This window comes from Neptunomonas concharum (assembly GCF_008630635.1).
Taxonomy (GTDB): domain Bacteria; phylum Pseudomonadota; class Gammaproteobacteria; order Pseudomonadales; family Balneatricaceae; genus Neptunomonas; species Neptunomonas concharum.
Window position 1 is genome coordinate 1,299,320 of the sequence record NZ_CP043869.1, and the last position, 20,611, is coordinate 1,319,930.

General features: G+C 45.8%; 18 protein-coding genes and 1 tRNA gene. 8 read left to right on the forward strand and 11 right to left on the reverse strand.

Annotated elements, in window-relative coordinates; translation table 11 throughout:
- Nucleotides 1-121: 121 nt before the first annotated feature.
- The 5 genes from F0U83_RS06075 to F0U83_RS06095 all read right to left on the reverse strand — a co-directional run bounded on the left by F0U83_RS06075 (nucleotide 122) and on the right by F0U83_RS06095 (nucleotide 4,266).
- Nucleotides 122-1,384, reverse strand: a complete 1,263-nt coding sequence (locus F0U83_RS06075) for a DEAD/DEAH box helicase (RefSeq protein ID WP_138988686.1) — start codon at nucleotides 1,382-1,384, stop codon at nucleotides 122-124.
- A gap of 109 nt (nucleotides 1,385-1,493) precedes the next feature.
- Nucleotides 1,494-2,324 carry a polyphosphate kinase 2 family protein gene (locus F0U83_RS06080; protein ID WP_138988687.1) on the reverse strand — a complete coding sequence of 277 codons (831 nt, stop codon included), beginning with the start codon at nucleotides 2,322-2,324 and terminating at the stop codon, nucleotides 1,494-1,496.
- 97 nt (nucleotides 2,325-2,421) lie between these two features.
- A tRNA-Thr gene (locus F0U83_RS06085) sits at nucleotides 2,422-2,497 on the reverse strand.
- A gap of 129 nt (nucleotides 2,498-2,626) precedes the next feature.
- The gene (gene lysM, locus F0U83_RS06090; RefSeq protein WP_138988688.1) at nucleotides 2,627-3,061 is read right to left on the reverse strand and encodes a peptidoglycan-binding protein LysM; all 435 of its coding nucleotides are present in this window, start codon (nucleotides 3,059-3,061) and stop codon (nucleotides 2,627-2,629) included.
- Between the two features lie 341 nt (nucleotides 3,062-3,402).
- Nucleotides 3,403-4,266 (reverse strand): prephenate dehydratase, encoded by an 864-nt coding sequence (locus F0U83_RS06095; protein WP_138988689.1) that lies wholly within the window; start codon nucleotides 4,264-4,266, stop codon nucleotides 3,403-3,405.
- Nucleotides 4,267-4,390: 124 nt separating this feature from the next.
- Between F0U83_RS06095 and F0U83_RS06100 the strand changes: the two genes are divergently transcribed.
- The 5 genes from F0U83_RS06100 (at nucleotide 4,391) to lhgO (ending at nucleotide 12,589) form a co-directional block, all read left to right on the forward strand.
- The gene (locus F0U83_RS06100; RefSeq protein ID WP_170221914.1) at nucleotides 4,391-6,457 is read left to right on the forward strand and encodes a sensor histidine kinase; all 2,067 of its coding nucleotides are present in this window, start codon (nucleotides 4,391-4,393) and stop codon (nucleotides 6,455-6,457) included.
- An 8-nt stretch (nucleotides 6,458-6,465) separates the two neighbouring features.
- Complete coding sequence (locus F0U83_RS06105; protein WP_138988691.1) at nucleotides 6,466-7,836, forward strand: sigma-54-dependent transcriptional regulator; 1,371 nt, start codon at nucleotides 6,466-6,468, stop codon at nucleotides 7,834-7,836.
- A 276-nt stretch (nucleotides 7,837-8,112) separates the two neighbouring features.
- The gene (locus F0U83_RS06110) at nucleotides 8,113-9,141 is read left to right on the forward strand and encodes a TAXI family TRAP transporter solute-binding subunit (protein ID WP_138988692.1); all 1,029 of its coding nucleotides are present in this window, start codon (nucleotides 8,113-8,115) and stop codon (nucleotides 9,139-9,141) included.
- Nucleotides 9,142-9,216: 75 nt separating this feature from the next.
- The gene (locus F0U83_RS06115) at nucleotides 9,217-11,376 is read left to right on the forward strand and encodes a TRAP transporter permease (RefSeq protein ID WP_138988693.1); all 2,160 of its coding nucleotides are present in this window, start codon (nucleotides 9,217-9,219) and stop codon (nucleotides 11,374-11,376) included.
- 10 nt (nucleotides 11,377-11,386) lie between these two features.
- Nucleotides 11,387-12,589, forward strand: coding sequence for an L-2-hydroxyglutarate oxidase (gene lhgO, locus F0U83_RS06120; RefSeq protein ID WP_138988694.1), 1,203 nt, complete (start codon nucleotides 11,387-11,389; stop codon nucleotides 12,587-12,589).
- A 20-nt stretch (nucleotides 12,590-12,609) separates the two neighbouring features.
- On the opposite strand, the gene F0U83_RS06125 is transcribed toward lhgO, so the two are convergent.
- The 3 genes from F0U83_RS06125 to F0U83_RS06135 all read right to left on the reverse strand — a co-directional run bounded on the left by F0U83_RS06125 (nucleotide 12,610) and on the right by F0U83_RS06135 (nucleotide 15,301).
- Entirely contained in the window at nucleotides 12,610-13,854 is a 1,245-nt protein-coding gene (locus F0U83_RS06125) for an HDOD domain-containing protein (RefSeq protein WP_138988695.1), read from the reverse strand.
- Nucleotides 13,855-13,947: 93 nt separating this feature from the next.
- Nucleotides 13,948-14,670, reverse strand: coding sequence for a YciC family protein (locus F0U83_RS06130; RefSeq protein ID WP_138988696.1), 723 nt, complete (start codon nucleotides 14,668-14,670; stop codon nucleotides 13,948-13,950).
- A gap of 19 nt (nucleotides 14,671-14,689) precedes the next feature.
- On the reverse strand, nucleotides 14,690-15,301 hold the full coding sequence (locus F0U83_RS06135; RefSeq protein WP_138988697.1) for a riboflavin synthase subunit alpha: 612 nt from the start codon (nucleotides 15,299-15,301) through the stop codon (nucleotides 14,690-14,692).
- An 86-nt stretch (nucleotides 15,302-15,387) separates the two neighbouring features.
- Between F0U83_RS06135 and F0U83_RS06140 the strand changes: the two genes are divergently transcribed.
- A complete protein-coding gene (locus F0U83_RS06140; protein ID WP_138988698.1) occupies nucleotides 15,388-16,302 on the forward strand; it encodes a TIGR01777 family oxidoreductase in 915 nt (304 codons plus the stop codon).
- Here the strand turns inward: F0U83_RS06140 and F0U83_RS06145 are convergent.
- Nucleotides 16,250-17,125, reverse strand: a complete 876-nt coding sequence (locus F0U83_RS06145; RefSeq protein WP_138988699.1) for a potassium channel family protein — start codon at nucleotides 17,123-17,125, stop codon at nucleotides 16,250-16,252. The two genes, F0U83_RS06140 and F0U83_RS06145, sit on opposite strands and share 53 nt — an antisense overlap.
- An 11-nt stretch (nucleotides 17,126-17,136) precedes the next feature.
- Nucleotides 17,137-18,864: a BatD family protein gene (locus F0U83_RS06150; RefSeq protein ID WP_138988700.1), complete on the reverse strand. Its 1,728-nt coding sequence runs from the start codon at nucleotides 18,862-18,864 to the stop codon at nucleotides 17,137-17,139.
- 138 nt (nucleotides 18,865-19,002) lie between these two features.
- On the opposite strand from F0U83_RS06150, the gene F0U83_RS06155 reads away from it, so the two are divergent.
- Both F0U83_RS06155 and F0U83_RS06160 read left to right on the forward strand, forming a co-directional pair.
- Nucleotides 19,003-19,224 (forward strand): DUF2835 family protein, encoded by a 222-nt coding sequence (locus tag F0U83_RS06155; protein WP_138988701.1) that lies wholly within the window; start codon nucleotides 19,003-19,005, stop codon nucleotides 19,222-19,224.
- 68 nt (nucleotides 19,225-19,292) lie between these two features.
- Nucleotides 19,293-20,324, forward strand: coding sequence for a quinone-dependent dihydroorotate dehydrogenase (locus tag F0U83_RS06160; protein WP_138988702.1), 1,032 nt, complete (start codon nucleotides 19,293-19,295; stop codon nucleotides 20,322-20,324).
- A 51-nt stretch (nucleotides 20,325-20,375) separates the two neighbouring features.
- On the opposite strand, the gene rmf is transcribed toward F0U83_RS06160, so the two are convergent.
- Nucleotides 20,376-20,582 (reverse strand): ribosome modulation factor, encoded by a 207-nt coding sequence (gene rmf, locus F0U83_RS06165; RefSeq protein WP_138988703.1) that lies wholly within the window; start codon nucleotides 20,580-20,582, stop codon nucleotides 20,376-20,378.
- Between the last annotated feature and the right edge of the window lie 29 nt (nucleotides 20,583-20,611).

Consider the following 20,611-nt stretch of genomic DNA (forward strand, 5'->3'; position numbering starts at 1 on the left):
TTGATTGCGTTTACGTAAACGTCAACTTTTGTTTGTGTGGCGAGTGGCGCTGATTTATAGACAAGGGGTAGTTACGAGGTATAAACAGTGAGGGGAGGCTTTCCTCCCCCTATAGACCAAATCAAGGCCTAACAGGTTTGTGCCCTCTGGCATTTTCGCCGGATCGCTGACCGTCGCGATGAGGAACTTTAGGCTTTTTGGGTTTTTTGGGGCGTACGGGCTTATTGGATAAACGCGATTCCGGCAGTGGGTTTACCGGTTCATAGCCATTTATGGCTTTGCGGGTAATAAGCTGGTTTGTCAGTCTTTCTATGGCAGCCAGTAGTTTGAACTCATCAGCGCAAACCAGAGAGATCGCTTGCCCGCTAGAACCTGCACGGCCCGTTCTTCCGATACGGTGGACGTAATCTTCGGCTACATTCGGTAGCTCAAAGTTAACAACTTGAGGCAGCTGGTCGATATCTAATCCGCGCGCGGCAATATCAGTAGCCACTAACACTTGAATATCACTGCGCTTAAATTCAGCAAGTGCTCGAGTGCGTGCTCCTTGGCTTTTATTGCCATGAATGGCTGCAGCTTTGATTCCCGCGCTATCGAGTTGTTTGGTTAACTTATTAGCACCATGCTTGGTTTTAGTAAAGACCAGAACTTGGAACCATTGTTGTTCCTTGATTAACTGGATTAGCAATGCGGCTTTTCTGTTTTTATCTACAGGTGCTACCCATTGCGTCACAGATTCTGCCGTTGTGTTTCTAGGGCTAACAGAAATCTCGATAGGGTCATTGACCAAGCCTTTGGCTAATTTTCTGATGTCGTCAGAAAACGTCGCAGAGAACATCAGGTTTTGTCGTTGTTTAGGCAGTAGTGCAAGAATCTTTCGAATATCGTTAATGAAGCCCATATCGAGCATTCGATCAGCCTCATCCAGTACTAATACTTCTAGCTGCTTAAAGTGAACGGCGTTCTGGCTATAGAGATCTAATAAACGGCCTGGAGTGGCAATTAGCACATCCGCCCCTTTTCTTAGATTCATCATCTGAGGGTTAATCTTAACGCCTCCAAAGACAACCACTGAACGCAGTGGCAGATTTTTTCCATAGGTCTCAACGCTTTCGGCAACTTGCGCTGCAAGCTCACGAGTAGGCGTTAAAATGAGAGCTCTTACCTGATTGGGTCTAGCGCGTTCTCCTTTGGATAGTTTTTCCAACAGGGGTAATGTAAATCCTGCCGTTTTCCCTGTTCCCGTTTGAGCTGCTGCCATCACATCTTTACCGGAAACAACGGCAGGAATAGCTTGGGCTTGAATAGGAGTAGGGGTGGAATAACCTTGTTCGGTAATAGCATCCAGAAGGGGAGTTGATAGTCCCAGGGAGGCAAAGCTCATAGATTCTCTCTGTAAAAAGTAATTGATAGATTGTTGTCGCACGACAGGCGGGAGCAGCAGCTTACAGGATGCTCCCTGTAAGCGCCATCAAAAACCGGGATTAGCGTGATTAATCCAGATCTACTTCTAGGCCAAGGTGCTTTTTAGCCGCCTTGATGACATCTGGGTCTGCGGGTGGAGGCGATAGGTCGATATTTTCTTCAAGCGCCTTAACGATCGTTTTCAAAACTTCGATACGTGTATACCATTTATGATTCGCTGCAATGAGCGACCACTGTGCTGACTCCGTAGAGGTATGGCGAAACATATCCTGGATGGCAGTTTCATACTCCTCCCAGCGTTGGCGATTACGTATATCCTCCTCTGTCAGCTTCCAGCGTTTGACTGGATTGTCCAGCCGTTCTGCAAAACGCTTTAACTGCTCTTCGGGCGTGATATGTAAAAAGAGCTTTATTACTCTGGCATCGTCGTCAAGGAGCAGGCGTTCAAATTCGTTTATCTCTTGATAGCTTCGTTGCCACTCCTCGGGTGTGGCAAACGCTTCTATACGTTCTACCAGAACGCGCCCGTACCATGAGCGATCAAAAATGGCGATCTCTCCCGGCGAGGGAAGCCTATTATAAAAGCGGTATAAGTAGTGCTTGCCTTGTTCATAGGTTGTAGGGGCACTAATTGGGTGAACTTTAAACCCACGCGGGTCAAGCTTTTCGGTGATTCTGCGAATAGCACCGCCCTTGCCACTGGCATCCCATCCTTCAAAAACAATCACTGCCCGCTTTTTTTGATGATAATAAGCTTGCTGTACTGTAAGTAGGCGTTTTTGCCACTGTTTAAGTTTTTTTTCGTATTTCTCTTTGTTTTCAACGATGGCGTCATCGAATGAGAGATCAGAGAGTCTGGGGGGAGACAGTTGTAGCTCGATAGGAGAGGGCAAATTCATAAGCACACCGATAGTGGATTTATATGCAGTGTATTATCTGAAGATAAAATATCAAATGGTTTGCTTTGTGGTGAATCTTAAAGAGGGCTTCTAGAGATGGTGCCGGCACCAAGAGTCGAACTCGGGACCTACTGATTACAAGTCAGTTGCTCTACCAGCTGAGCTATACCGGCATCGTTTGAAGTGCGCGTATATTAATGAGCTGGATGTGTTAATTCAAGTACTTTTTGAAACTTTTTTCAAAAAAATTGAAAAGGCGAAATAAAAGAGGATTCTTGTATTCCGCCTTGATATTCAAGGGATTAAGAAAGTGGAATGCGAATTTTCTGACCCGGATAGATCAAGTCCGGATCTTTTATGACTTCCTTGTTGGCTTCAAAGATTTCGGTGTATTTAGCACCGTTGCCCAAGTGCTTCTGTGCGATCCCCCAAAGTGTATCTCCCGATTCGATGGTGTAGTAGGTTACTTCTGCAGTAGCGGGTTCTGTGATTTGGAGAGTGTCTGCCTTGACCTCTTCAATACCCTGAACATTACCTGCCATCAAAATAGCTTTTTCAAAAGCGGCTTGATCTTTGGCTGTGCCTGATACGGTTGCAACGCCATTATCTACTGTAATTTTTAGGTCATCTACGCCGGGGTTATCAGCAACGATGTGCTCTTGGATTTTTTCAGCTGGATCGTCATTAGATCCAAATAATTTCTTGCCAAGGTTTGCTGCAAAGTCGAACAGTCCCATCGGGTTACCCTCAGTTTTACTCAGTTATAATAGGTGTTTGATCTTTTCATACTAAGTATGAATGGAACCTTGATCGTAGCTTTTTGGCATCAAAAAAAAGCCCCTGAAGATCAGGGGCTGGAAAAATACAACTCAAATAGCCAGAGTTGAAAAGTAGGGATGTGATAGATACGTGGTACAGCGAACAAACAACATTCACGAATGTCTCTATCACGTATACTATTGAATTTTATTGTGCACTGCACAATTATACTTTAGTATAACGTTTTAACTATTTGATTATATTGTATTTTTTTGTATTAAGTATTATTTTCTTGGTTTTGCGCTGCATTAATGTGGTGTTAATAATCAATGCTGTTTTCCTGCTTAAAACGAAATGGATGTGCTGGATAAGTTCCAATGATGCGTACTTCTTTAGCAAAAAAGTCTAATTCCTGAAGTGCGTACTGCATGGACTTTTGATGAGGGTGGCCTTCGACATCCAGATGAAAACTTGCTGCTTGCATTGTATCAGACGCCATATAGCTTTCGAGCTTCACCATGTTAACGCTATTGGTCGCAAAGCCACCTAATGCTTTATACAGCGCAGCAGGCATGTTTCTTACGGTAAACATAATGGTTGTCATAAAGGTAATGCCAGCTTCAAGTACAGGCATGTGGCCCTCTTTCGAGAGAATAATGAAACGGGTTGTATTTCCTTGCTTGTCTTGGAAGTTATCCTTTAAAACGTCTAACCCGTACAGCTCTGCTGCCAGGCTTGATGCAATCGCTGCGTGCCCAAGCTCTGAGCTGTTAGCCAGTGCTTCAGCAGCTCCTGCGGTGTCAAGACTAGCGATAGGCGTCATCCCCAACGCTTTAATGTTACCATCGCATTGAGCCAGTGCTTGAGGGTGAGAGGAGACGGTTTTAAGGTCGCTCAGTTGCGTACCGGGTTTAGCGAGCAAGCAGTGATTAACGGGTTCGAAGTGCTCACTGATGATATGCAACTGGGTTTTGGGCATGAGCCGATAGATCTCTTCGACACGGCCTGCTGTGGAGTTCTCTAATGGAATCATTGCAAGTTGCGCTTCACCGCGCTCGACCATAAACATGGCATCCGCAAAACTCTTGCAGGCAAATGCATCCATTTCTGGATGGACATGTCGACAGGAAAGATGGGAATAAGCGCCTTGGTGGCCTTGGTAAGCAATGATATTTGTGCTCATGATAGTGTTAATTCCAACAAGAGGTTGTTGTTTAATTGGTCAGCTATTATGTCACAGGGATGCGTCAGGTTAGAAGAATAAGGCGATAATGCTTACATATTTACAGATATAAGGTGGAATGCCCTTGAGGGTAAAACGTTCAATTGCATTGCTGGTTTTAGTTGTATTGTTGGGCATGCTAATGACAAGGCAGGTCTATGTTTATACCCGTGATCGAAGTTTTTATGAAGCGCATCAAGAAACCGGACAGCGCTTATTAGATGTCATTGGCTCTATTCGTGTCACGATAGATCAATATCGCTACCTCCCTTTTTTGTTAACGCAAAACCGAGATGTAAAAGATCTGTTGATTCAACCTAACCCGGATAAAATTATTCGTGTGAGTCGCTACCTTGAGCAAACAAACTTAATTGCTGGGTCTGCTGCACTCATCATTCTTGATACCCAAGGTGATGTGGTCGCTTACAGTAATTGGCGGGAGTCAAAGAAAGCGCCTAGATCTTATCGTAGCAGTGAGTTTTTTCGGCAAGCGATATCGGGGGAGCAGGGCCGTGCTTTTGCTACGCAGTCCTCCTCTTATTATCTTTCAGCCCCTATTTACCATCGCCAAACTTTAATAGGCGTGTCAGTGATGAAGCTGGATATGGAAGGGCTTAAGGAGCAGTTGTCTTTAGAGTCAGCGTTTTTTGTAACGGATGAGAAGGGACAAACACTTTTTGCCAGCCGTCTATTGGAAGCATCCTCTTTGCTGCCGTTAAGCTCTACTCCTTTGAAGCAGGAGATACTGCACAATGGCACGCTACTTAAAATGAAAGTTGATAACGATAAAGCCTATCTTGTTCATGATGTCCTTCTGGATGATTTACGCTGGCGTGTTGGGGTGGTTGAGCCTACGAAGCCACTGGAGCAAAAAGCGATCGTTGCAGCACTTATTGTTGCCGGTGGTTTTTTAGCACTGCTTCTGTTGGGCTTATATCTGAGAGAGTTTCGTCTCAAAAGGCGCTCTCAACAGGAGGTACTCAATGCTCATATGGAAAGCGAACAACGACAACGGCATATTATTAATACCGCCCAAGTGGGGTTAGTAACGGTCGATAAGTTTGGAAAAATTCTCTCTGTTAATCAGATGGTGATGCAGCAGTTTGGTGTCTCTTTAACGCTGATTGAAGGGCAATCATTACACATCTTATTTGCTGATATTGAGCTATTTGCTCCCTTAAAGCGCTGGCTAGATGGTCTGCAGAAGGGAGAGTTCACCCCGATCACAGGCTATGAAGTCGTAGGTCAGCGCTCGGATGGTTCAACGTTTCCACTGTTATTTTCTATGCGTTTAATGACGGTAACTCCTGAACCTTCCTACCTTGTTACGATCATTGATATCTCCAGAAGAAAGCGTTTGGAGTACGCGTTACGCGAAGCTAATGAGTCGTTAGAGCAAAAAGTTGAAGAACGAACCTTAGCGCTGGCATCGGCACAACATGAGCTGATTCAAGCAGAGAAACTGGCCGCACTAGGTAGAATGTCAGCGGCCATGGTGCATGAATTGAACCAACCCCTGACGGCTATGCGCAATTACCTTGCGATTTTTAGACAGGTCATTGATCGTCCCGATCTCCTTAAAGAAAACCTGCCTTTAATGAATACGTTGGTTGACAGGATGGCCGGTATGACAGGGCAGCTAAAAACCTTTGCGTATAAAACACCTGACAATATGGAGATGCAAAGAGGCAGTGCTGATCTGCAAGGGTGTGTCCGTAATGTGCTATGCCACTATGAAGATAGAATCCGAAGTGAGCAGATAGATGTGAGTTTGGAGTGCCAACGACCGACTATTCTCATCAGAGGAGATGATGTGGCTGTCGAACAGATTATCAATAACTTGGTGTCTAATGCTTTGGATGCTATAGCAGCAACCGGCTCGAGTGAAAGGCAACTGTCTTTTCACCTTTATGTACAAGATCAATTGGGTTGTTTAGATATATCAGATAATGGCGCTGGGGTGTCGAAGGAGCAGTTAAAAACGCTTTTCGAACCTTTTTATACGACTAAAAAAATTGGAACCGGCTTGGGGCTAGGATTAGCTATTGTGCAAGGAATTGTGAGAGATTTAGGTGGGGTTATTACGGTTAAGACTAACCATCCAGCAGAAGGCTTATGCTTCTCTGTTAAGCTGCCTTTGCATGGGGAATGAATAGAACAATGAGCGATAGAGATAAAGGCCATATTTTATTGGTTGATGATGAGGATATGGTGCGTCAGTCAACGGCGCAATGGCTGAAATTATCAGGCTTTCAAGTTGATAGCTATGCCACTGCAGAAGAAGCGTTAGCGATTTTGGATAACACCTTTTCGGGGGTTATCGTTACAGATGTCAGAATGCCGGGTATGGACGGTCTGACGTTGATGTCTGAGGCATTGGTCAAAGTGCCTAAGCTTCCGGTGATTTTATTGACGGCCCATGGCGATGTGGATATGGCTATTAAAGCGATGCGCGATGGTGCCTATGATTTTATTGAAAAGCCTTTTGTACCAGAGCGTTTGGTTGAAACCGTGTATCGTGCCTGTGAAAAAAGGCGCCTGGTTATCGAAAATGAAAAGCTACAACAAAATATCGCTTCTCAATCGGGCATCGATGCGAAACTAATCGGTATTTCACCTGCGATTCAGCGCTTGAAACGTGAGATTCTTAAACTGGCTGAGCTAGATACGAATGTCATCGTCTATGGAGAAACAGGGACTGGAAAAGAGCTGGTTGCTCAATGTTTGCATGAATATAGTTTCCGCCATCGAAACCATTTTGTTCCAATCAATTGTGGAGGTATACCGGAATCATTAATAGAGAGCGAGCTCTTTGGTCACGAAGCCGGTGCGTTTACCAGTGCGGCTAAGCGTCGAATCGGTAAATTTGAGTATGCAGATAAAGGTACGCTGTTTCTGGATGAAATTGAGAGTATGCCAACGCATCTTCAGATCAAGCTGTTGCGAGCGCTACAAGAAGGGGTGATAGAGCGACTGGGATCGAATCAACCGCTGAATGTTGACCTGCGAGTGGTGGCCGCAGCGAAAGTGGATCTTCGGGAAGATGCAAATTTTCGTGAGGATTTATTTTATCGCTTAAATGTATCCCAGCTGCATATTCCGCCACTGAGAGATCGTCCTGAGGACGCGCCGTTGCTATTTCAGCATTATCTGCGCTGTGCAGCGGGTGATCATGAGCGAGCGTTAAGGGTGTTATCTGAACACGATTTAGCTACCTTGTCTGCGTACCATTGGCCGGGAAATGTGAGGGAGTTAAAAAATATTGCTGTTCGTTACTCGTTAGATACCGAGCTATCGGTGGCTGATATTTTAGCGTCGGGTGAATGGAACACTCCTTCAAAGCCCAGTTATGGCAGGCCACTACCGCTAGCTGTGCAGGTGGCGAGCTTTGAAGCGGATATTATTAAAGGAGCGTTGCAAAGGCACCGAGGTAACATGTTAGCCGTAATGGGTGAGTTGGATCTTCCGCGGCGAACGTTAAATCAAAAAATGACCAAGTATGGGCTTGTTCGTGGTGATTTTGTGCAGTGACGGTGGCAAGCAGATGAGCAAAATTGTGCTTATCTGTTGGGTCTTTAATGGCTTTTCATCAGAAATGCCCATTGAATAGGCTATCTGAGTGTGTTTGTGGATATGAGCATGATTTTGCCTACTAAAACCCTTGAATAAGCAATTTCTTGCTTATCCGTGCTTGTTTTTATCGTCCATTTATATTTTATCATTTAAAAACAATGGGTTGTTTTTTTTGGCCCAATCCCTGCTATACCTATTCTGTTTTCCTACAACAATCACAAGAAAGGTGACAGAATGAAAATCAGTAAACGCACGCTTCTGAAATCTATTTCAATGGCGGTAGCAATGAGCAGTTTAGTGGGTGTCAGTGGTCTTGCTCAGGCAGATGAGAAGCGCTCTTATATTCTTGCAACGGCGTCAACGGGGGGTACGTACTATCCGGTAGGCGTAGCATTAGCGACACTGGCTAAAGTAAAACTGGAGCCTTCTCACAAAATCTCAATGTCGGCTATTAACTCAGCGGGTTCTGGTGAGAACGTTAAGCTGCTGGGAGAAAATGAAGCACAGTTTGCAATCCTGCAAGGTCTATATGGCGCTTGGGCTTGGGAAGGGGAAGGTAAGCTGGCTAACAGCGGCCCTCAAAAGAACCTTCGCTCGGTGTCCATGCTTTGGCAGAACGTTGAACAGTTTGTTGTTAAAAGTAAGTTCGCAAAAAGTGGCTCGATTGATGATCTGAAATCGATGAAGGGTGAAAAATTCTCTATCGGTAAGAAAAATTCTGGAACAGAAGGCTCTGGCCGAACAATTTTGGGTAACTTAGGTATTGATGCAGACGGCTTTAATCTGGCTTATATGGGCTATGGCTCGTCTGCTGATGCGTTGCAGAACGGTACAATTGAGGGCATGAATATCCCTTCAGGGGTTCCGACGTCTGCGATTACTCGGGCCTATGCAGCCATGGGTAGTGATATCACGGTACTCGATTTTACGGATGAGCAGATTCAACGTGCTAACGGTAATTATAAACTGTGGACGCGTTACACCATCCCTGCCAATACTTATCCTGGGCAAACCAAAGATATCAACACCATGGCGCAGCCAAACTTCTTAGCCGTTCGTGATGATATCTCTGAAGAGGATGTATATCTGCTAACCAAAACCATTTATGAGAACCTGCCTTTCCTAAATGGTATTCATAAGGCAACCAAAGCGATGGCATTAGAAAAAGCAATTGCTGGCTTGCCTCTGCCTTTGCACCCTGGTGCTGCGCGCTATTACAAAGAAGCGGGTATTCAAATTCCAGATCATTTGATGGCGAATTGATGCTGCTGTGCGGCCTCTAAGGGGCCGCACAACTGATCTTCATCTCTTTTTTGTAGTCAATCTTCCGGTATTATTATGACTAACTCCCTCGATACATCATCCTCTGCCATTGAGCAGGAAACCCAGGAAAAACTGAAGAGCCTCGAGATTGCCCAACGGGATGACGCAAGTCATGTTGGTCGGTTTATCTACTGGGGTGGTGTAGTTTTTGCGATTGCTCATATCTACTTCAACACGTTGGGGACGCTCTCTGAGCTTTGGGTTTCTGCTATCCATTTTGGCGGCTTTGCGCTCTTGTGTGCGCTCATGTTTCCCATGGTTAAAGGCCCATTAGGAAATGGGAAACTGGTTCTTCTGGGTGATGTGCTCTTAGGGGTGGCGGGTGTGCTTTGTACACTCTACTTGATCGGTTTTGAAGATGCTTTGTACGAAAGGGGAGTCAAGTTTTCTAGCAGTGATTGGGTTTTTTCCATACTGGCGATAGGGATTGCGCTGGAGCTTGCTAGAAGAACAACAGGGTGGTTTATCCCTTGTATGATTTTGGTCGCGCTCACGTATGTATTTTGGTGGGGGCCCTATATTGATGGTTTATTTGGCTTTGCCGGCTTAAGTCTGGAAACCGTGCTTTATCGAAGCTATTTCTCCTCTGAAGGGATGTTCGGCCAGATTGCCCGTATCTCTTGGACGTATGTTTTCATGTTTATCTTGTTTGGCGCGTTCTTGGTCAAATCAGGAGCAGGTGACTTTATTATTGAACTGTCCCGCTGTGCAGCGGGGCGTTTCGTCGGTGGCCCGGGCTTTGTGGCTGTCTTAGGTTCGGGGCTGATGGGGTCTGTATCTGGATCGTCTGTTGCTAACACGGTATCAACGGGTGTAATTACGATTCCCCTGATGCAAAAAGCGGGTTTCCCAGCACGATTTGCCGCAGGTGTTGAGGCTGCTGCATCAACCGGTGGGCAGTTGATGCCACCTGTGATGGGTGCCGGTGCCTTTATTATGGCGTCTTATACGCAAATTCCTTATGTGGACATTATTGCTATAGCTGCCTTACCTGCGTTGCTCTATTTCATGTCAGTGGGCTTCTATGTGCGTGTTGAAGCGAAGCGAAGCCATGCCCATGCGGTTGAATTGGACTCCAGACCTATCAAGACCGTCTTAAAAGAGGGATGGCATTTCTTGTTGCCCTTAGTGGTGTTGGTCAGCTTACTGATTTACGGTTTCACGCCTACGTATGCCGCGGGTATATCGATCATTTCGGTGATCGTGGCATCATGGTTATCGAAAAAGCCGATGGGTATAAAAGATATTCTTGATGCGCTTTCTCAAGGCTCGAAAAATATGGCGACCACCTCGATTTTATTGATATCGGTTGGCTTGGTGGTCAATGTGGTTGCTATGACAGGCATTGGTAATACCTTCTCACTGATGGTGACAGAATGGGCAGGGGGTAGCTTATTTATTACGTTGCTTCTCGTTGCATTAGCTTCACTTGTACTGGGGATGGGGTTGCCGGTAACCGCGGCATATATCGTGTTAGCGACTTTATCGGCTCCCGCTTTATACAATCTGATTGCTGAGATGCAGTTGATCGAGATCATTACTCAGGGTTCCTTACCCGAGGCTGCCAAAATGATCTTCATGTTGGTTGATCCCGATAAGATAGCGTTACTGTCGGCACCTATGTCAGAAATGGACGCCAAAGCATTGGTTGCTTTGGTGCCCAGTGATTTTAAAGGGCAGCTGTTAGAGCAGGCGATGGATCCCACGGTGTTAGCAATGATGTTGCTATCGGCTCATATGATTATTTTTTGGCTATCACAAGACTCCAATGTAACGCCGCCTGTTTGTCTGACAGCCTTTGCGGCGGCGGCTATTGCTAAAACCCCCCCTATGGCAACAGGTTTTACGGCTTGGAAAATTGCTAAAGGGATGTATGTGGTGCCGGTGCTATTTGCCTACACCAACTTTATCGGTGGTACAGCCACAGAAGTGCTGAGCATCTTTATTTTTGCATTGTTTGGTATGTATGCCTTTGTCGGTTTTATGGAAGGATATTTGGAAGGTAAGTTAAATATCGTGTTAAGGATACTTTCTGGTGTATTGGCACTAGGCTTATTGTGGCCACATCATCAGCTATGGATCAGTCTGTTATCTTTGGTGTTATTTATTGGTTTGTTTATCTATAGTCGACGGATAAAAACTCCTGAAGACAATGCGGTAATTGAAGGAGCATAGAGAGCAGGTTATGTCGGAGCTATTTGATTATATTGTGATCGGTGGTGGCATTCTGGGTGCATCAACCGCTATGCAACTACAGCAACGTTATCCATCAGCCAAGGTATTGGTTCTGGAAAAAGAGGCCTCTCCAGCCGCCCACCAAACAGGGCATAACTCCGGTGTTATTCATGCTGGCGTTTATTACAAACCGGGTAGCTTGAAGGCAAAGTTCTGTAAATTAGGTAATGCAGCAACCAAAGCTTTCTGTGAAGCAGAAGGTATTCCTTATGACCAATGTGGAAAGCTGTTAGTAGCGACCAACCCTGTTGAGCTTGAGAGAATGCAAGCTCTGATCGGACGTTGTGCAGAAAATGACCTGCCTATTGAAGTGCTTGATCAACAAGCCCTTTGTGAAAGAGAGCCTAATATCGAAGGGCTTGGAGCTATTTTTGTCCCCTCTACAGGGATTGTCAGCTATACCCAGATTACAGAAAAAATGTTGCAAAAAGTTGTTAATCTCGGTGGTGAGGTACGCTTATCTACTGAAGTGACCGGCGTTAAGGAGTCACCCGAAGAGGTGACGGTGACAACCCATTCTGGAGTCTTTAAAGGGCGCCACCTAATTGTCTGTGCCGGTCTTATGGCGGACCGAGTCGTACGGATGCTTGGGGTCGAGCCTAAGTTCAAAATCATCCCCTTTCGGGGGGAGTACTTTTTGTTGCCCTCAAAACATAATCAGATAGTTAACCATCTTATCTATCCGATACCTGATCCAGATTTGCCATTTTTGGGTGTTCACTTAACGCGTATGGTTGATGGAACAGTCACCGTAGGCCCGAATGCGGTACTTGCCTTTAAACGCGAAGGGTATCGCAAAACCGATATCAGTCTTAAAGACTGTTGGGAGATGTTGACTTACCCGGGTTTAAGAAAGGTTGTCTGGAAAAACCTTAAGCCTAGCTTGGCTGAGATGAAAAATAGCTTATCTAAGCGTGGTTATTTAGGGTTGGTGCAAAAATATTGCCCAATAATCACTTTGGATGATTTAAAACCTTACCCTGCGGGTATTCGGGCACAAGCGATTACACCTGACGGTGATTTAGTTGATGATTTTTTGTTCGTGAAAACCCAGCGTGCACTGGTGGTTTGCAATGCACCTTCACCGGCAGCAACATCGGCTATACCCATTGGTGAACATATTATTGATCAATTAGATGTGAGCAGTACATGAGCGCAGGTTGGTGATAGCCATCAGCTGGCTTTCATCATTGCTCGGTAGTCGTGTGCCAGTAATTTCCAATGGTGCAGAGAGGATAGGTAGCCTATCTTCTCTAAGTATGCTTCAGACAGCTGGTTATTCATCTTCGTATGCTTATGTTGCCATACTGGTGGAATTAAGGCATCAGCTACATGAACAGCGGTAAGAGGCTGAAAATCCGTGTCCGTGGATAGATGGGGGGCAGGGTGTAAAAGAATTGCCTCGACTACGCGGGGCGGAATGTTCCATAAAGCCATCAGCGCTGCGCCGACTTCACCGTGATAAAGCCCAGTGATCTTTTTCTCAGCTAAATGTAATGGCTTTTTCTCTTTAACGGCATACTGAAGTACCTTCAGATAATCTGATGGGTTCTGGGAGGCCATGACCAGAATACCTATATCTTGCAGCAACCCTGCAAGAAAAGCCTGCTCTGCTATACCAGGGCTAACTTTGGCTTGTTGACAGATATCTTTAGCGAGTCTGGCGACTAAGAGTGCTCTTTGGTTTATCCGCTCAAAAGAGAAATACTTCCAGCGCTTGTGGGGTGGATAGGTGCTGGAAATACGACTGGATAAAGCGAGGCCTCTCAGAGTACGAATCCCTAAAATAGATACCGCCTCAGGTATTTGGCTGATCTCTCTAGGCATACCAAAATAGGAAGAGTTCACCAGCTGGATCAGCTTAGCGGCTAGTGCCGGGTCTTGTTGAATAATCGAAGCGATGTTCTTAGCGTTTGTCGTGTCAGAGTTGAGCGCGTGGGTTAATTCCAAGTATACGCCTGGGACGGCAGGTAACTGATGCTGATTACTGATAAATTGTCTGATAGCAGGGCGCTTGACCAGCTGCGTTATTTTAAGCAGATATTTGATTGTTGTGCAGATGGTTTCAATATCGTTGGGTTGAGCAAAAACCCGATGGGTCAGCTCAAGCCTCTGAGTAATACTCTGATTACTATGAATACTTGGCCCTAGCTGAAAGCGAAGAAGATCAGGTTTCAGCTCAATCATACGGTTTAATACATTGAGCTCTGCATAGCCCCTGATTGAGCTGGATAAAAACACTGCATCAGGAGCTTTAAGTTCAAACCGAGCCAGTAGCATTTGCGGATCGTCAAAACGATCAACCTGCCAATGTGGTTCTGCCTTTGAGAGTTGGTGTGTCCATGACAAAAAGTCTCCGCCCGGATCGAGCAGCATCAGATTGATTGCTTTTTGCGAAGTAGCGGCTACTTCCGTCATCACGGTTATCCATTTGTGTAGAACTCATGCCTAACATTAGGCGCCTGTCTCGAAATGAATAATAGGTCAAACCAGATAAAACAGAAACCCCTGTTAGGGGTTCTGATCGTCAATGGCTTTGGGTCGGTCATTATTAGATTCGGGGCGAATCTCTTCCCGCATGACGCAATAGATGCGAAAGCCATATACGGTGATCAAAGCACTGAGTAAATCCAAAAAGACCACAATGGGGAGTTCAAGCAACATGCTGCGGTCTTCTTGGTTGGTGAAGTATTGGGTGATAGGAATTTCTACCAACTGTAAAGTAGGATAAAGAATCAATAAACCTTGCAGTAATACCCAGAAGTAATCATCGGTTTCCTCCCAGCTTTGTTTTAAACTGGCCCATGCGCTTTTGCCTTCGACAACCCCAATATAGTCCGCAAAGGATAGGCGAATTCCAATATAGATGCCTGGAATGATGAGTAAAAGCAAGCCGCCGGAGATAGCCAATGCCGTCAGGATAAAGATGAACAGTAAGGTTCTCCAGTACTTAAAGCTGAGGCTGATTGCTTGAAAAGGCTGTAACGGCCGGTTTTCAAGCTTTGACTGCATATACAAAATCGTGGCAGCCCAATAGATGGGCATCAGTACTAAGCTCAATAGTGATATGGATAAGGCAGTTTGGCGAAAGTCTTCGGTCTCGGATGCGTTCATATCGAGCCAAAGCGCCAAAGCATTCAAAAGAATTAAAAAAGGAAGCTGAATCGTAGCGATATCCCGAAAGTTCTGCCTAAAAAAGAAAAAGCTCTGTTTTAAATAGTCAAAAGTCTTCATAAAATTAACAATAACAGCCTTATATGGAGGATTGATCGAGATAACGTTGGACAGTATCAACGATGGCTTGAGTTTGAGGGTCAACCTCAAGATTAATACGGTCGCCTACATTTGCGCTACCAAAGGTGGTTACATTCAGTGTTTCTGGGATCAAAAAGATATTAAACAAGTTTCCTTTTACCTCAGCAATGGTCAAGCTGCACCCATTCAGGGAGACAAAGCCCTTCGGAAGAAGATATTGGCTTAGGTGGTCAGGTGCTTTCAGCCAGATTTCACAGTTATCCGGCGTTTTGCGGATTGAGTCAATGGTAGCCACAGAGGATACATGGCCCGAAAGAAGGTGCCCGCCTATCTCGTCTCCGAACTTTGCCGCACGTTCAAAATTAACGTGATCACCCACAGTGATATCCCCGAGGTTAGTCACGCGCAGTGTTTCTTCTATAAGGTCAAAGCGAACATTGCATGAATCAAAACTGGCAATCGTCAAGCAGGTACCATTTATCGCAATACTCGCACCGATTTGCAAGTTGCCTGCTCGACTGGATGGAAGCCTGACTGTCAGTTGCATAAAGTCATCCCGCCGCTCTATGAGGGTTACTTCGGCTTGCCCCTGAACAATGCCTGTAAACATCTTTACCTTTCCTGTCATTAACGATTAATCTGAAGGGCAGAGAATAACGTAAAAAGGAACAAATTACTTGCTCCAAGGAGTCTAAGATGCACTACGTTGTTACGGGCGGAACTGGCTTTATTGGTACTCGGCTGGTCGAGTCCCTGTTAGCAGACGGGCATGATATTACAGTGATTTCTCGAAAGCCTGCTAACGTTACTGTTGGCTCAAAAGCTCATCAACCTAAGCTTGAGTCTATCACAATCGATGAACTACAAAAGCTGACAAAACCGGTGGATGGTGTTGTTAATCTGGCAGGTGCTCCGATTGTCGATAAGCGTTGGACTGATGCGCGAAAAAAACTATTGAGACACAGTCGTATTGATCTTACCCAGACGCTAATAGCGAGTTTGGAAAAGGCTGGTGCTCAACCGGATGTATTCATCAGTGGGTCAGCAATTGGTTATTATGGTAGTCACGATCATGACCTACCATTAAATGAGCAGGCGACGGTCACCAAAGGGTTTACTCATGACTTGTGTCGTGACTGGGAGAATGCTGCTCTGGGTGCTGAAAAACGCTTGAATTCGCGAGTCTGCTTGATTCGAACCGGAGTGGTCTTAGGAGAAGGCGGAGCACTTAAAAAGATGTTACCTCCTTTTCGTTTTGGCTTAGGAGGCCCTATCGGAGATGGAAGGCAATGGATGTCGTGGTTGCATCTTGATGATGAGGTGGCGGCTATCCGCTTTTTATTAGCACACGATACCCTCAGCGGCCCTTTTAATCTTACCGCGCCGGGTTCGGTTACCAACCAAGAGTTCAGTGATACCCTCGGTGCTGTCTTAGGTAAGCCTGCGAAATTTCGAGTCCCCCCTCTCATGATGAAGCTCATGTTAGGAGAGGCTAGTGAACTCCTTTTGGAAGGGCAGCGTATATACCCAGAAAAACTACTGAAAGCAGGGTTTACCTTTAAATATCCTGATCTTTCAACCGCGTTACGGACTGTTCTGGGCTCTGAGTAGGGGGATTGTTTTGATGGCTGCTTTCTAAGTGCCGCAATGTTTGTTGCAGTTGTGCCTCAATGCGTTCTAGTTGAGATTCAATTTTAGCGATCCTATCGATATTTTGGTTCTCCTTTTCGAGCATATCTTTTTCATCCTGCTCTATAAAAAAAACGGAGAAGCTGGCTGTTAGCATGGAAAAAAGGCCTATGCCCATTAGGATAAGCAGTGCGCCAAAGAGCCTTCCTGCTGTAGTAACAGGAACGAGATCTCCATAGCCAACCGTCGTCACCGTCACCCATGCCCACCAGATGCCATCAACAGGTGTTTTGAACGCTGGATCAATGCCGGAAATAAGAAAGCCCGAAAACAGCATGATTAAAAAGCAGATGAACAGGGTCATCCCCAAATTGTGACGGGCGAGCACGGTGCGTACATCGGTGGATATGCGTAGCAAAATACCTACCATGATCAGTAGCCGCAGTGTTCTGAGCACTCCCGCATAAAAGATCTGCATCCCCCAAATCACTGGAAGGCCGGCAAGAATGATCAAGATGTTCATCCAGTTATGCTTGAGATACAGTGCTTTATTATCCACTAAAAAGAGTAAAATTCCGGTTTCTGCAACAAAGCAAAGCCAAATAAACCGATCCGTGAAAAGCGTTAACTCTGGGGTCGATAGCCCTTTTTCGGCCAAATACCAATCCACGATAATCCATAAAGCCGCAATCATCATTGGGGCTTCTAGTCTGCGGGACCAACGGCGGGCGGTAGGATTTTCATCAGGAGAAACGCCACCAAAACCTAGGCGACTCAGAAATGCTTGGTGACGATCAAAGCCCATACGCTACCTATTTATGAATGGGTGGATTTTAAGCGGCGTTGTCGCAGCGCATCGACAGCCTGAAGTAATAAGTCCCCTTGCCAGAGCGCTGCTTCACCATTATAGATATGCTGCTCTAAGTCGATAATTAAAAAGTCTAGTGTTTGATTCGAGGCAGCGGCACTAATATCTTCACAGCTGTCTATATCACTATCGGGCCAAAAGTGTTGTGCCCACTCGATAAGACGAAGTTTAGCAAACTCCACATTATTTTGCTGACAGGCCATAGTTAATGCCTGAAAGGTGTTATTCTCAGCTAACAGATGGGTACGCTCTCGCTTTTGTTTTTGCCGTTCACTCACGATGCTGCGTTTTTTAATTTGATGCTGTTTAAAATGTCTGAGTTTATTGTAGGTGTATAGCCAACCCAGAGACGTGGCTGTACTTAACGTGAGTAAGAATATGATTACGACGATGTAACCATCTGATGTATTACGTTTTGTCAGCACATCTGAGGCTTCTTGAGGTTCAGGGGCCGTTGTTTCTGCACTGATAGTCGTCGCCGATTTGGCTTGAGGGTCAGATGAGTTCAGTCCGTTCGCTGATTTGGCATCTACACGAATAATAACGGGTGGGCGTGAAGCAATCTTTGCTCTGTCCTCGTAGGTATCCCACCAATGGATGTCAATTGGCGGTAGGGTGATCTCTCCCCGCTCTTTGGGCGTTATACGCAGTGTTTCTGTTCTTGTGCCTATCAACCCCTGTTCTGATATGGCTTCTGATAGTGTCACATCAAGTAGTTCAATTGTGGCGAGCTCATTTTGCAGCACAGCCAAAGAGGGTAGCCGGGCAGTGGGTAGTCCGGTTGCTGTTAGCGACAGCTTTCTGATAATGGCAACACCCGGCTCTACCTTATCTGGAGCCTCTAAGGTTTCGGTAAGCAGCATATCATTGGCGGGTAGCCAGTAGCCTTGGGAGTTAGTATTGGCACGGGGAATGATTGCTACTTCCAGCTCGCTACCTACGGTCTCAAGAGGGTTGCCCGAAACGGTTGTGCCTGAGAACAAGGGAGGCTCGATATCATAAGTTCCAGGCTCATCGGCAAAAATAGCGTAGCGTTGTTCTTTAACGAAGTAGCGTTGGCCCTGATAGAGGGTTTCCTCCTCTTGAGCGTCACCTAGCGGTACAATCAGCGCCCGATTCAGGAAAGGATCGGTTAGCCCTACGTTCTTGCTGAGGGGGTCCTTATGATACAAGCGGACACTATAAATTAGCTGGCTGCTTTCGTAGGCTTCGGTGTAGTCAAGCTCGTTTTCAATAAACAATGGGCGTGGAATGTTTTGCAATGGTGTTGTCGGCAATATGCCGGAAGGTGCTTGCGTTTGGGTGGCCGTATAACTAGGAATGCCGCTAGGGCCTGAGACATTCACTGTGATAGGTAGTGAACGGTCGTTTTGGATCGTAAACGCAGGAATCGTTAATGCACCTGAACGTTTAGGGCGTATTAAAACCTGCCATCGGGTAGTGGCGACCCGTGTCTTCCCCTGTAAGCTGGAGATTGTCATCTTCTTGCTACCAAGCAGTTGAAAATCCTGAGTGAGCGTTGATAAGTCAGGGCGTTGTGCTTGTCCAGGTTGAGTCACTTCAATCGTTAAACGAACGGTGTCCTGAAGAGATATGTTGTAGCGGCTCAGGTAGGTACTCACTTCTGCATGAGCTAGGCTGGGTAGTAAAACGAGTAAAAAAAAGAAACGGCGCATTCTGTTATATGAGTCTCAGGATAGAAAACCTATTTGGTTCATTATTCAGTAAGCTTCAAATGATATCAATGAGTTGATGATTCCATTGCTCGTGGGTTTCGCTAGAATGGTTAGGCCATATGCTAAAGATCAGTTGAAATGAACGAAATTATTATCAATATCAGTATTTCTACGAAGGAGTACCTAAAGCAATATCAGGCACCTAACTGCCAGGTTTCAACACTCTCTTCAGATGGGCGGCGAGTCAGGTTTCCTGCCTCAATCCTGAGACCTTTTTTGCTACATGATGGAATCAAAGGGCGCTTTCGCATCAGCTTCGATTCCGGCGGCAAATTTAAAAGTATCCAGCGAATTAATTAGCTCAGGATGTAAAACTCCTTCAGCACGGCTATAATGCCCGCTTTGTTAACTCTCGGAAATGGTTCGCTATGCTTTATTCATTGGCTAAATCCCTGATGTTCCGTATGGATGCTGAACGCTCTCACAACTTGGCACTGGGTGGTATGAATGTCGCTGCAGCGATGGGCTTACCTACTATTTTAGGTGCTGAGACGCTGGAAGCGCCGGTAGAAGTGATGGGGATTCGTTTTCCTAATCCAGTTGGCTTAGCTGCAGGGTTGGATAAAAATGGCACTGCAATTGATGGACTAGCGGCGATGGGGTTTGGTTTTGTAGAGGTCGGTACGGTTACGCCTCGCCCACAGTTGGGTAATCCTAAACCACGTCTTTTCAGAATACCTGAACATAACGCGATTATTAATCGTATGGGCTTCAATAATGCAGGCGTCGATGCTTTGCTTGTTAATATTGATCGGGCTCGTTACGACGGCATATTAGGTATCAATATTGGCAAAAACAAAGATACACCGAATGAAAAAGCCAATGATGATTACCTGCTTTGCATGAGAAAAGTGTATTCAAGAGCTTCTTATATTACGGTTAATGTATCCTCACCTAATACGCCGGGGCTACGCACTTTGCAATTTGGCGAGTCATTAGAGAACCTGCTTGAGGCGTTGAAGAATGAACAGGCTCGCCAAGCCAATTTACACGATCGTTATGTACCGATTGCTGTCAAAATTGCACCTGATATGACAGAAGAAGAGATCGAGATGGTTGCAGCATCCCTCAAAACCTACGAAATGGATGGCGTCATCGCGACCAATACGACGCTTTCTCGTGAGGGAGTAGAGGACTCACCGTTGCAAAGTGAAGCCGGTGGCTTAAGCGGTGCTCCTGTCCGTAACAAGTCAACTAAAGTGATTCGTGTATTATCGAAATCGCTAGGTGGGTCTGTACCGATTATTGGTGTGGGTGGTATTACCGAAGGGTTCGATGCGGCAGAAAAAATAGAAGCTGGGGCTAGTTTGGTGCAAATTTACTCAGGTTTTATATTTAAAGGCCCGTCACTTGTTAGCGATTCGGTTCGAGCGATTCAGGCATTACCCGATAGCTTTTAGCATGTGCTACGTAGGCTCCTCAAGCGAGGAGCCTTTTGTGTTTGAAGGGCATCAATGTAATGAAGGGTGGGCTTGAATGGCGGATACGCCTGCCATTCCGCTCCAATGGGCTTCTCGGCCTTGGCGCCAGCCACTCATCCACTGACTACGTAGGTCCGTGGTGGTAACTGGACAGGTGTCTCGCGACTTGCCTCCTAGTCCTGCTTGGAAGCCGCGATTAAATAGGGTTGCTGACTTATCTCGTTTCTGTCTCTTCATATAGAGGTGCCTCTCATACGTTGTTTTTA